Origin of the sequence: Streptomyces sp. cmx-18-6, assembly GCF_046548915.1 — a bacterium.
GTDB lineage: Bacteria > Actinomycetota > Actinomycetes > Streptomycetales > Streptomycetaceae > Streptomyces.
In genome coordinates, this window is the sequence record NZ_JAEBEP010000024.1 from 34,359 (window position 1) to 46,269 (window position 11,911).

Sequence of the window (11,911 nt, forward strand, 5' to 3'; positions counted from 1 at the left end):
CCGTGCTCGGCCCGACTACCCGACTCGGGCGCCCACCGCCCCGGCTCATGAGGTTCCTGAGCTGGGCGTTAGCCTCAGCGGATGATTCCTGAGCCGCCACCGAAGGTCATCACGCGTCTCCGCGACGGGCGGATCCACGCCTACGTCGTGGGCGCCGGCGTCTACGGGACGCTGGAGCCCGCAGCGGTTTTCCAGCCGCGGGATGGCGAGGAGGCTGTAGCGTCGGTGGTCCGGCAGGATTTGGAGCGGGTCGTGTACACGACGCTGAACGGAGTCGTCTGCCTCACGCGCGCCGGCGACCTCATGTGGGCCTCGGACTTCGAACCGCACTCTGACGTACGCCATGGCCACCGGCCTGGCTGTGTGCTGTCGCGGGACGGTCGGACGGTGTGGGTCTACCGGCCGGACGCGATGGCGGGCCGCGGGGGCGGGGACCAGTGGGTCGTGCACGATGCCGACAACGGTGTGGTTCTCGCCCGCTGCGAGTTGGAGACGGTCGGGCACGGCGCCTCCCACCACGTGCATCCCGTGGACGGCAGCATCTACCTCGACATCGGTGAGGGCCAGGACGGCTCTGTCATTCTCCGGGGCACGGTCGGGGTGGACAGCGAGCCGGAGTTCGTGACGTACCCGTGGCAGGACCGCTGCCTGATCGACCTGGCTCCGTCCGGGCGTCAGTTCATGACCGTGGACCACGGGCAGGCGGACGTCGCCTTCCATGACCACCCCAACGGGGACGTGCTCTTCACCTTCCCTCTCGAAGCCTTCGGGTACGACCCGGAGGAGTCCTTCGTGGAATGGAGCGGCGGCTACCTGACCGAGGACACGGCCATCGTCACCCTGGGCGGTGAGAGTCAGGACGAGGAGGAGTGGTTCCGCTATCACCTGGTCGACGTACGCACGGGCACCCTCAGCGGCGAGTTCACCGTCGAGGCGAGCAACCCGTACGAGCTGGTGCCGCTGGGCGACGGTTCCTGGCTCACCGGCGGCGCCGACGGCGACCCCGTCCGTTGGTCCAGCGCTCCACAGCCCTCGGCACCGCCGCACCCGGCCGCACCAACTTCTCCATACGAGAGGCAGCAACCGTGACGGCAGACCCCCGAGTGCCGCTGATCCCTCAGGCGCCTGAAGGCTTGAGCCGGCGAGCTCGTTACTTCGTCGAGGGACACGGGCTGCGTGTTCCAAGCCGCGACCTCAAGCTTTTCCGGGAGGCATGGCTCAAGCAAGGGATTCCAGATGCCGAGATCGACCGGGCTGTCGCCTTCCAGGAGCGCTGGGGCGGTCTCGCCCTGCCCCCGGCCCCTGAGTACGAGGGCGGCCCGCGCGTTCTGGAAGCCGATGCCCCGGAGGGCTCGGCCGCGAACGGATGGCGGTTCTCGGCCGGTGGCTGTCGTGTCTCCATGGCCCACGGGTTCATGATCGGGCCAGGAGGTGAGTTCGGGATCGACGCTGACCACTGGACGCCGCTGCACGTCAGCACAGAGGGATGGGTGGAAGCCCTGGCGCTGACCAGCCACGCGGGCTACTGGGCCAAGACCATCACGAAGATCAAAGGCAGCGCTGTTGAGGACCTGAACCTCGACGGATTCGAGCCGGTACCCGAAGTCCAGGGACTCGCTGACACCTGGTGGCGGGGCAAGGACTCGCTCATCGCCATCTACCGCGGCGAAGCCTCAGGCTTCAGCGCTCCCCACTGCCTGAGGGCCCATATCTATGGCGGGCTCGATGCATGGGGCCTGGCCGGCACCTGACTCCCGAAGGCCGAGCCCTCGGTCCCGCCGCTGAGCGTTCGGGTTGCCACAGGGGCCAAATTACAGCGCTAAGTGGTCGAGTTTGGAAGTCCTTCGGGGGTTGACGCTGAGGGAGCTCCCGTGCCAGGTGGTGGCGTGGAACCCGGCCGAAGAGCGGGTTGACCTTCAAGTTGGATGAAGGTCAACAATCGGGTCCATGGACGGCAGCACGGAACTACTGAGCATCAGCGCCTTCGCGCGGCGAGTCGGCCTCGCTCCGAGCGCCCTGCGTTTCTACGACGACAGCCACGTTCTGCGGCCGGCGAGGGTCGATGGGGCGACCGGATACCGCTTCTACAGCCCCGCGCAGGAGGCCCGTGCCGTGCTCCTGCGCGGCCTGCGCGAAGCGGGGCTGCCGCTGGCCGAAGTCACCGTGGTGCTCGACGGGCCCGAACACGCGGGCCGAGAGGTACTGGAACGGCACTTGGAGAGAATGCGGGACCAGACGCAGACCGCCAAGGCAGCCGTCGCGGTGGCTCTGCAATCCCTCTCGACTGCAAGCAGTTCGACGGAAATGCGCATCGACGGCGTGGAGCTCGCCAGTGCGGTACGCCAGGTGGTGCCGGCCGCAGCTTCCGACGGGGAGCATCCTGCGCTTGACTGCGTCCTCATCGAGATCGATGACGGCGAAGTTCGTCTGGTAGCCACCGATCGCTATCGCCTGTCGATGCGCGTCCTGAAGCCGGCGGCACTCGATGGAGGACCCTGCCACCTGCTGATGCACACGGCTGACCTGATCGAGTTCGGTCAATGGGCGGCGCGAGTCCACCAAGTCACCCTCCAGGTCGGACCGGACGGCGCCCGAGCACGCAGTGCGACACAGTCCCGCGTCCTGGCGACGGTCGATGCCGAGTTCCCTTCCTACCGAGAGATGCTCTCGGCTCTGCCCTCGACCGAATACCGCGTGATCGTGGATCGCCTGGCCCTTCGCGACGCGGTCAACAGCCGCGGCGACGCCGCACGGATCGCTGTGAGCTTCGCCGGCGACGAGCTGGTCGTCTCTCTGGCCGATCGATCCCATGCCGCCACCCTGCCTGCGATCTGCCACGAAGATCTGCCCCAGTTGATCGGATTCGACCCTGCCATCCTTGCTCCCGCCCTGGAAGCCAGCGTCGGGCCCGACGTCCTGCTGGAGATCTCCGCCGCAGACCGTCCCGTTGTGGTGCGTTCCGCGGACCAGGGCAGCTTCACCACGCTGGTCATGCCGGTGGCCCTCAACACCTCCAACTGACTCCGTCCGCGCAACACCGCACCCCCATCACCCCAAGGAGAGCCGTGACCGACCCCCAGAACGTCGTCGTGCAGCTGTGCGTGCAGGGCATGCAGGCCGAGACCGAAGGGCGAGACGCCCAAGCACGGGACCTGTTCCTCCAAGCCTGGGACACAGCCGAGGACGACTACGACGCCTGCATCGCCGCGCACTACCTCGCCCGGCACCAACCGACCCCGCAGGAGACCCTGCACTGGAACCAGGTATGCCTGAACCGGGCCGGCAAGGTCGGCGGCGACCGTGTCCGCGGCTTCTACGCCTCACTTCACGGCAACATGGCCCGAGCCCACCGGGACCTGGGCCAGATCGACCAGGCCCGCGAGCACTTCGAGGCCGCGGCCAAGCACATCGACGCGGTCCCGGCCGGCCCCCACCAGCAATGGCTCCGCTACCGCATCGCCGCAGGACTGCGCGCCACCACCCGGCCCGCACCACAGCAGCACGAGGACCCGGTCAGCGAACTCCTCACCCAGCTCTGCGCACGCACGGACCTCGAAGCCCTGAGTCTGCTGCTGCCTCCGTACATGGGCAGCCTCGGCACACCCGAGGACGACGAACGCATCACCACCGCCCTGCGCATGCTCCACGCCGAACGTCGCCTTCCCGACGAGGAGCAGACCGCACTCAGCCACGCGATCGAAGTCCGGTCCGCCGCGTGAGCGCCCCCGATCCTCGGTGACACACGAGACGCACGCGTAGGCAGCCGGCTGCCTGCCTCGGTGCTGACGAACCTTCAACGATCACGATGGGCCGCCGTCATGCGTGCCGGTCCCTGCCTGCTCTTCCTATCTCCTTCAAGATCCAGTGAAGTGGCAGGGAAGAACGGAGGAACAGTCGAAAACGCTCGGCCCCATCGGCCTGCCGCAGGCCCCAGGGAGACCGGCACTTGTCCAGATGCGACGCTGTGGCGGTGGTGCTGACCGCCGCCGAGCGCCACCGGCTCAAGAAGATGACTTACGGCCACAAGACTCCACATCAAGCCCGGCAACGTGCCTCAGTCGTCCTTCTTGCTGCCCGTGGCCGCGGTAATGCCAGGATCGCCGCCGAGACCCACCTGCACGTGGACACGGTCCGGACCTGGCGCGGCCGGTTCGCCCATGGCGGTCTACCAGCCCTGGCCGACCGCAAACGGTCCGGACGCCCTGCCCGGTTCACACCTGTACAGGTCGCTGAGGCCAAGGCACTGGCCTGCCAACTCCCCGCCGAGAGCGGCATCCCGCTCTCCCGCTGGTCGTGTCCTGAGCTGGCCGCCGAGCTCACCGCGCGCGGCATCACCACGACCGTCTCCGCGTCCACGGTGCGCCGTTGGCTGCGCGAAGACGCGCTCAAACCCTGGCAGTACCAGTCCTGGATCTTCATCACCGACCCCGACTTCCGGCCCAAGGCCCAGCGGGTCCTGGATCTTTACGCCCGTTCCTTCGAGGGCGAACTGCTGGGCGCGGACGAGTACGTCATCTCCGCCGATGAGAAGACCTCCGTCCAGGCCCGCTGTCGTTGCCATCCGACCTTGGCCCCCGGCCAAGCCAGAGCGATGCGCGTCAATCACACCTACAAGCGCGGCGGCGCGCTGGCCTACCTGGCCGCCTACGACGTCCACGAAGCAGAGGTCTTCGGCCGCTGCGAGCCGACCACCGGGATCGTGCCGTTCATGAACCTGGTCGAGCAGGTCATGACCGCCGAGCCCTACGCCAGGGCGAAACGCGTGTTCTGGATCGTCGACAACGGGTCCTCACACCGCGGGAAGAAATCCATCGACCGCCTGGCCGCCAAGTTCCCGAACGCGGTCATGGTCCACACCCCCGTCCACGCCTCCTGGCTAAACCAGATAGAGATCTTCTTCTCCATCGTGCAGCGCAAGGTCGTGGCACCCAACGACTTCACGAACCTCGACCAAGTACGCAAACGGCTCCGAGCCTTCGAAGACCGCTACAACACCACGGCACAGCCGTTCCAGTGGAAGTTCACCACTTCCGACCTGGACGATCTGCTGGCCCGACTCGACCGACACCAACCCGGCCGACACGAAGAATCCTCCATCGCCCCGGCTACCTGATCAACCCCCGAAGGAGTTCCGGAGCCGACCACTAAGTCACAGTTGTGATCAGTTCCGAAGATCGGACCTTGTCGCCATGCGGGTGGTGATCCTCTGAGTGAGTGAGCGAGGTAGCCAGGGCAAGGATCCGGTCGGACTCGAGTCGCCTCGACGAGCTTGTCGCAGAGTACAGCGGGGATGCCGCATTTCGGGATGAACTCGATCTCGCGGATGGCTGGATTTGTCGGTGGAGTTCGACGTGGCGGGTGGGTGCCGGTGAAGTCTCCTGGCCGTGCAGCTCGGCATCGAGGACCCGTCCGTGGTCAAGCGGTACAAGGAGCGACGCCAGACGCTGTACGACCACGCGTGGGAGATCCGGGACGCCTACGGCTACCACCCCTACGAGGACGCCGAATGGGGCCGTCGGTTCCGTACGTTCCTGCACGGGCGGGCGTGGACGCACGCTGAGGGTCCGAAGGCGTTGTTCGACCACGCGGTGGGCTGGTTGCGCCGTCACCGGGTCCTGCTGCCTGGGGTGTCGGTGCTGGCCCGGCAGGTGTCGGAGGCGCGGCAGGCCGCGGAGAAGCGCCTGCACGCTACGGTCGCGGGCGCCGCCCGCCGCGCGGACCCGGCGCTGCCCGGGGATCTGGTGGCGACGCTGAAGACGCCGGAGGGATCGCGGTTCTCGGAGCTGGAGCGGCTGCGCCGGCCGCCGACGCGGACCACCGGCACGGCGTTCGCCCGCGCGCTGGAGCGGAACCATGCCTGGAACTGGTTGACCACTGAGCGGACCAACCTCGTCGCTGCGCTCCACCACGCCGTCGACCACCGGCTCGACCATCACGCCGTGCAGCTCATCGACGCCCTCGGCTTCCTCGTACTCACGGGCGCATGGGAGGACCGCATCACCACCGCCACCGCAGCCCTCCAAGCAGCACGGCGGACCGGCACACCTGACCACGAGGCCAACGTCCTGCTCGCCCGCGGCGAAGCACGGGCCCACCTGCGACGCCCCGAAGCCGAACCCGACCTCACCCGAGCAGCCTCACTCGCCCAGGACACCGGCAACATCCACCTCCAGATCGCCGCACGCACCGAACTCGGCCAGATCACACGCCGCCAGAACCGTCTCACCGAAGCACTCCGGCATTTCGAGGACGCACTCGCACTCAGCCGCGGATTCGGCCCCGGACGATGGGAAGCGGTCGCAGAAGGCAACCTCGCCGACCTCCACGCTGACCTCGGCAACCACCACCAGGCCATCGAGCACGGCACCCGCAGCGCAGGACTGCGCCACGCCATCGGCGACACCGACGGCGAAGCATGCGCCCTCGCCACCGTCGCCAGAGGCTGGCAAGGCACCGGTGACCATCACGCAGCCCTCACCCACGCCCGGCGCGCGGTCGAACTCGGCCGCACATCAATCGGCTCCCACGACGAAACACTCGCCACGCCGCTGACGATCCTCGGCACCTCGCTCCATCACCTCGGACACGCGACCGAAGCCGTCGCCTGCTGGAGGGAGGCCGCCCAGATCTACACCGAAAAGGGACTGGACGCCGACGCCAACGCGCTGCACCAGCACATCCCGACGGCGACGCTGCCCAACAGCAGCCTGCCAACGCCAAGGTGAACCCCGGGCCCGCCACATGACGTTGACCGGACGTGCCTGCCGTTGACGCGGCAGGCCAGCACACTTTGGATCGACCCCGGAGGCATGCATCCCGGTACGGACACGATCAGCTGCCGCGTCCGCCGCGCCCGGCACTGTGTCACCCGGCTGAGGGCGAGAATCCGGTGCCAGAGGATGTGCCTGCCCACGAGGCGATCCAAGGGCGGATCAACGGTTGAACGACAAGCTCAGGGGGTGTCGGAGGCGTACGTGGCACAGTCGGGCTCCAGATCACACCGAGGGTAGAAGCTTGTCCACTGACCTGCGGTCTCGTGGGTTCCCCGGGCGAACCACGCCACGGCGTTCCCCCGCCGGAACATCAGCCCACCCTGGGTCTGGACGGGGCGGGCTTCCAGTAGCCGTGCGAGATCGGTGCCCCGGAACCCGTACTCGTCGCGCCACATGGCGACGATCTCCAGGGACGTGCAGCCCGAGCAAGCCGCGGTGCTGAAGTACTCGGGCGATCCCTCGAACTCCAGCAGGCGAGCGAGGCGACGGTAGTCCTCGGTGCAGGCCGCCCGGTAGGTGGGGCCGACGATGCCCCGCCAGAACTGCACCAACTCCTTGTGATCCCCGCCAGGCACCATCGGCGTGAGGCCGTCCAGGTTGGCCTCCGTGCAACGTGCGGGCGTCGATGCGCGGGATGCGGATGAGCGGGGCGCTGTCACCCCGGTGTCGTCCTCATACGACAGCGTCAGGGCGACCACGCCTATGACCGCCACTAGAACGGCCAGCGGCCACCGCAGTCGGCGGGCGATCATGAACCCTGATAATCGCAGGCCGAAGTGGTGACAGGAACGGTCTGGCAGAGCGAGAAGTTGCTCTCCAGCGCGAACACACGGTGGTACTTCGCGTCCTTCAGCCGGTCCGATCCGCCACTGATGGCGGTGACCTGGAAGGGCTTCCCGTGGTCGTCGATGGTGATGCTCCTCGTCCTGTCGCCCAGCATGTAGGTGGCCTTGAGCCGGAAGGCCACATAGTGGCGGGCGGTCACGGCTCGCACCACGACCACTTGCTGCCCGGTGTCCTTGAGAGTGATCGTCTGTTCGCCGAAGAAGGGGCCGCCCGGTGTGATCCGGCCCTCCTCCTCGTCGAACCTCGCCTTCCTGGCGGCCGGGCGAGGGCGGTCCAGGTCGAACATCATCTTCATGGTGGGACTGCCGGCCTGAGACGGGACGCTGAAGAGCGTTCCCGACCACGGTGCACCGCGCTCCACGATCTCCGGTTCGATGTTGACGATATTGACCGTCTGGTTCCGGTGGCCGGTGAAGACGACCCGAAGTGTGAGACGCTCCAGATTCACTGCCCCGACCGACTGGAGTCGCTGATCGAACTCCGCCGAGGATGCCGCTCCCTGCCGGGAGAGGAACTGCCGCAACGACGTGCTCGGCCGGTGGTCCTTCCGGGTGACCCTGCTCATGCCCTCATCCTCAAGCTGTGCCTTCACCACGGCCACTGAGACGTCAGGGCCCGAGCGGATGTCGTCCTTGAGTGAAGGGACGTTGAAGAGCTGGCCCGGGAGTGCCATGATCCCGCCGGTGATCATCAACGCCAGCGCTCCCCCGAGAAGTGCCGCGAGCCATCCCCGCGCCTGAAGCAGGCGCCCCACGAGACCAGTCGGGCTCGCGGTGTTGGTCTCGTTCCGTGTCCTCCGGAGCCGTGCGGCCTGCGTGGTCGGCCGGCCCCGCCGTCGTGAGAGGGCCAGACGCCAACCGGGACCTGATCTCCGAGGCATCGGGATCTCCTCTCCGCAGGGCCGCCGGCATCCCTTTGGTCGCCAATTCGTCGTGAATCGAACGGCATTATAGGTCCACAGGTTCCGGGCGGGCAAAGCCTGGCCCCAGCGGTCTGCTGCTGCCGCCCAACATCGCCGCCTCCGTCGCACCGCAGCCGTCCGACCGCCTCCAGGCCGTCACGTCCACCCGGAGACCGGGCAGCTGGCCCTGCGTCCCGAGTCCCGTTCCCGTCCACAGGGCGCACTGCGTCCCGTTCCGTATCTCGGCGACCCGAAAGCTCCCAGTAGCCCCGGCCGCCACTGCCGACAGGCAGGATCTGAACGCGGCGTGGCTCGCCCAACGTCTGGGCTCCGACCGGGTCGTCTCCGTTGAGGTTGACCCCGCCTTGGCCGAGCAGGCCGCGAAGAACAACGCGGCCGTCGGCCTGTCCCCACGCATCGTGGAGGGCGACGGCTGCCAAGGGTGGCCGGAAGGCGCCCCATACCAGCGGATCATCGCCACGTACGCCGTCGACGAGATCCCCTCCGCCTGGGTCGAACAGGCACCACCGGGCCGCATCGTCAGCCCCCGTGGGGCGGCTCCTTCTTCCCATACTCGTTCGCGGTTCTCGACGTGCACGAGGGTCGCGCCGAGGGAAAATTCACCGGCTACCCCGCCTTCATGCGCCCTCGCACCCGGAGGCCGAAGCGCGGCAGCCGGGCAGTGGCGCCATCCGCGATGACGGTCGTCCCGTCCGCGATGGCGGGCAGGTCCGATTCCCGCCAGGCGTGGGCGTCGGCCTTGTTACCAGGGACGGGGCGGGCCGAGGCGATCACCAGACGGCTGTCCGCATCGATGATGACCTGCACATTCGCTGAGAACCGATAGTTGCGGGAGGACGCGGCGACCGTACGGTCGCGGACCGGGACGAGGGTGCCGTCCACGATCCACAACCGTTCGACATCTGCGAAGGGCCGCTGCGTCGGCTCGACCGCCAGGAGCGGCCGCAGACGCTGGATGACCCGGCAGACGGTGGCCGGGGGGATTTCGAAGAGTGGGGCTAGCTGCCGCATCGTGAGGTTGGTGCGGTAGTAGACGGCCACCAGCAGGACCCGGTCCGCCAGCGAAAGGCACCACGGGCGGCCCCCGCCAGGCCCGTGACCACCTCGCTCCCGTTCTACCTTCACCAACTTCTCGAACGGCTCATCCGCAGGCCGGTGAACGTCTCCACCCACAAAGGCTCAGCCCGCAACACCCCACCCATACAAGAGGAATGCCCTAACACAGGCGTTCTGCAACAGCCTTCAGCGCTCCGTTGCCGTCGCCGGGGGGAGTTGCCCTCGCGGTGTTGGCGCCTACCGGTTTGCCGGATTCTCCCCGGGCGGGGAGCACGAAGAGCGTAGGATTCCGAATTTATCGATCAAGGGCCGTGCCGCCCGGGGGCTCCTTCCGGAGAAGAGGGTGTCGCGGCCTCTGTCGGCGGGGGACTGTGTGTACTTGGCGCATCTGCGGGTCGAGAACTTCCGGGTCTTCGGACCCGCGGCGCACGGCGAGGGCGAGCATGATGATGCGCTGAGCCTTTCGTTCACGGCCGGGACGAATGTGCCCGTCGGGGAGAATGACAGCGGGAAGACGGCGATCGTCGACGCGATCCGGCTGTGCCTGCAATCCGCGGCGGCGGACTACTACCAGGTCTCCCAGGACGACTTCCACCTCAGGAAGGACGGGAGGGCGGAAACCTTCACCATTGGGTGCGCCTTCACCGACCTGTCGACCGAGGAGCAGGCGGTCTTCCTGGAACTGCTCACCCACGACCGCGACGGCTCCGCCTGGTTGTGTGTCACGTTCAAGGCTCAGCGGATGGATCCGCTGCGCAACCGGGTCTCGGTCACCACCCGGACCGGGCCGGACGGCAACGGCCCCGCCCTGGACGGCGCTGCTCGCGAACTCCTGCGCGCAACCTACCTGCGCCCCCTTCGCGATGCAGAGGCGGAACTGCGCTCGGGCCGCGGGTCACGGCTGTCCCAGATCCTCGCCGGCTACCCGGCGATGAAGGACCAGGACGTCGACGACTTCGACCCGACCGCTGATGAACCCCCGTCGACCCTGAGGGGAATCCTGCGGCGAGCTGAGTGCGATATCCGCGACAACAAGGCTGTCGCGGAGGTGAGTGATGACATCAACTCGGCGTACCTGCAGCGGTTCGCGATCGGTGACGACGTCCTGCGCGCCAAGATCAGCGTTGCCACGGACGCGACGCTGGTCCGCGCACTGGAGCGGCTGGAACTGAACCTTTTCACCGCATCCGACGAGTGGACGCGCCGCGGACTCGGTTACAACAACGCCCTGTTCATGGCCGCAGAGCTGCTCCTGCTGGGCAAGAACGAATTGGCTCCTCTGCTGCTGATCGAGGAGCCCGAGGCGCACCTCCACCCTCAGCTGCAGACCCGGATCATGGACCTGCTGCGGGACAAGGCGCAAGGGCCGCAGGAAGGTGACAGGGCGCCTGTGCAGGTCATCCTCACCACCCACAGCCCCAACCTCGCCTCCTCGACGCCGGTCGAGTGTCTGACCCTGGTCGCCCGGGGACGTACGTTTCCGCTGCGGCGCGGTGTGACGCGTCTGACCGAGAGGGATACGCGTTCCTGACCCGGTTCCTGGACGTCACCAAGGCGAACATGTTCTTCGCCCGGGGGCTGGCGATGGTCGAGGGAGACGCCGAGGCTATCTTCCTGCCCGCGCTCGCCGACGCCCTGGGCATGCCCTTCAACGAATACGGGATCAGCGTGGTCAACGTCGGCCACGTCGGCCTGTTCCGTTACAGCCGGGTCTTCCAGCGCGACGGTGAGCAGATCCCGGTCCGCGTGGCCTGTATCCGCGACCGTGATCTCGTGCCCGCCGACACTCCCGAGGATATGAGGGGCAAGCTCGCGCGCTGGACGGATATGACGGAGGAGGAGATCTCCGCGTACGTCACGAAGCTCACCACCGGCGACGACGGGCCGGTGAAGACGTTCGTGTCCGACTGGTGGACGCTGGAGTACGACCTCGCGGTCACGTCCTGGACCATGGCCAGGCTGATGTACCGCGCGGTCAAGTTGGCATCCGTCGCAGCACGGTCCTGGCCGGACGCCGACAAGACGGAGAAGGCCACCGCACGGGCCGACCGGGTCGTCGACGCGTGGATAGGGCAGGGCCTGTCCCTGGAAGAGGCCGCTCTGGAGATTTACCGTCCGCTCAAGCTGGATAACGTCAGCAAGCCGATCACCGCACAGTTCGCCGCCCAGCTGCTCGCCTCGACGCCGCTAGGGCCTGTATCGAAAGTGGATCTTGGGCTGTGGATGATCACGGTTCATGGGTCGGGGAGATCTCACGGACGAGCAGTGGGCGGTGCTGGAGCCGCTGTTGCCGAAGGGTGCCAGGTTGGGGCGG

General features: G+C 67.6%; 10 protein-coding genes and 3 pseudogenes. 10 read left to right on the top strand and 3 right to left on the bottom strand.

What is annotated here, in order from left to right; genetic code table 11:
- Nucleotides 1-81: 81 nt before the first annotated feature.
- The 7 genes and pseudogenes from ACLJPL_RS33320 to ACLJPL_RS33350 form a co-directional block, all read left to right on the top strand.
- Nucleotides 82-1,089, top strand: coding sequence for a hypothetical protein (locus ACLJPL_RS33320; RefSeq protein ID WP_411084691.1), 1,008 nt, complete (start codon nt 82-84; stop codon nt 1,087-1,089).
- Entirely contained in the window at nt 1,086-1,751 is a 666-nt protein-coding gene (locus ACLJPL_RS33325; protein WP_411084692.1) for a hypothetical protein, read from the top strand. The genes ACLJPL_RS33320 and ACLJPL_RS33325 overlap by 4 nt, the downstream gene beginning before the upstream one ends.
- A gap of 196 nt (nt 1,752-1,947) precedes the next feature.
- Entirely contained in the window at nt 1,948-3,021 is a 1,074-nt protein-coding gene (locus ACLJPL_RS33330) for a MerR family transcriptional regulator (RefSeq protein ID WP_411084693.1), read from the top strand.
- Nucleotides 3,022-3,065: 44 nt separating this feature from the next.
- Nucleotides 3,066-3,719, top strand: a complete 654-nt coding sequence (locus ACLJPL_RS33335; protein WP_411084694.1) for a hypothetical protein — start codon at nt 3,066-3,068, stop codon at nt 3,717-3,719.
- Between the two features lie 251 nt (nt 3,720-3,970).
- On the top strand, nt 3,971-5,113 hold the full coding sequence (locus ACLJPL_RS33340) for an IS630 family transposase (protein WP_411084695.1): 1,143 nt from the start codon (nt 3,971-3,973) through the stop codon (nt 5,111-5,113).
- 265 nt (nt 5,114-5,378) lie between these two features.
- Nucleotides 5,379-5,849 (top strand): annotated as a pseudogene (locus tag ACLJPL_RS33345) (DUF4158 domain-containing protein); the annotation flags it as partial.
- 339 nt (nt 5,850-6,188) lie between these two features.
- A pseudogene (locus ACLJPL_RS33350) lies at nt 6,189-6,725 on the top strand (tetratricopeptide repeat protein); the annotation flags it as partial.
- A gap of 227 nt (nt 6,726-6,952) precedes the next feature.
- Here the strand turns inward: ACLJPL_RS33350 and ACLJPL_RS33355 are convergent.
- Both ACLJPL_RS33355 and ACLJPL_RS33360 read right to left on the bottom strand, forming a co-directional pair.
- Nucleotides 6,953-7,525 (bottom strand): hypothetical protein, encoded by a 573-nt coding sequence (locus ACLJPL_RS33355; protein WP_411084696.1) that lies wholly within the window; start codon nt 7,523-7,525, stop codon nt 6,953-6,955.
- On the bottom strand, nt 7,522-8,310 hold the full coding sequence (locus tag ACLJPL_RS33360) for a hypothetical protein (RefSeq protein ID WP_411084697.1): 789 nt from the start codon (nt 8,308-8,310) through the stop codon (nt 7,522-7,524). The genes ACLJPL_RS33355 and ACLJPL_RS33360 overlap by 4 nt, the downstream gene beginning before the upstream one ends.
- A 533-nt stretch (nt 8,311-8,843) precedes the next feature.
- On the opposite strand from ACLJPL_RS33360, the gene ACLJPL_RS33365 reads away from it, so the two are divergent.
- A complete protein-coding gene (locus tag ACLJPL_RS33365) occupies nt 8,844-9,221 on the top strand; it encodes a protein-L-isoaspartate O-methyltransferase family protein (protein WP_411084700.1) in 378 nt (125 codons plus the stop codon).
- On the opposite strand, the pseudogene ACLJPL_RS33370 reads toward ACLJPL_RS33365, so the two are convergent.
- A pseudogene (locus ACLJPL_RS33370) lies at nt 9,205-9,743 on the bottom strand (helix-turn-helix domain-containing protein); the annotation flags it as partial. The gene ACLJPL_RS33365 and the pseudogene ACLJPL_RS33370 sit on opposite strands and share 17 nt — an antisense overlap.
- A gap of 233 nt (nt 9,744-9,976) precedes the next feature.
- On the opposite strand from ACLJPL_RS33370, the gene ACLJPL_RS33375 reads away from it, so the two are divergent.
- Complete coding sequence (locus tag ACLJPL_RS33375) at nt 9,977-11,128, top strand: ATP-dependent nuclease (RefSeq protein WP_411084698.1); 1,152 nt, start codon at nt 9,977-9,979, stop codon at nt 11,126-11,128.
- 29 nt (nt 11,129-11,157) lie between these two features.
- The coding region (locus tag ACLJPL_RS33380) for an ATP-dependent endonuclease (protein ID WP_411084699.1) at nt 11,158-11,911 on the top strand (754 nt) is incomplete at its 3' end.

Bases quoted from the DNA above. Each gene is read 5' to 3' on its own strand.
- ACLJPL_RS33355 (WP_411084696.1), bottom strand. From the start codon at position 7,525: ATGATCGCCCGCCGACTGCGGTGGCCGCTGGCCGTTCTAGTGGCGGTC.
- ACLJPL_RS33360 (WP_411084697.1), bottom strand. From the start codon at position 8,310: ATGATCACCGGCGGGATCATGGCACTCCCGGGCCAGCTCTTCAACGTC.
- ACLJPL_RS33320 (WP_411084691.1), top strand. From the start codon at position 82: ATGATTCCTGAGCCGCCACCGAAGGTCATCACGCGTCTCCGCGACGGG.
- ACLJPL_RS33330 (WP_411084693.1), top strand. From the start codon at position 1,948: ATGGACGGCAGCACGGAACTACTGAGCATCAGCGCCTTCGCGCGGCGA.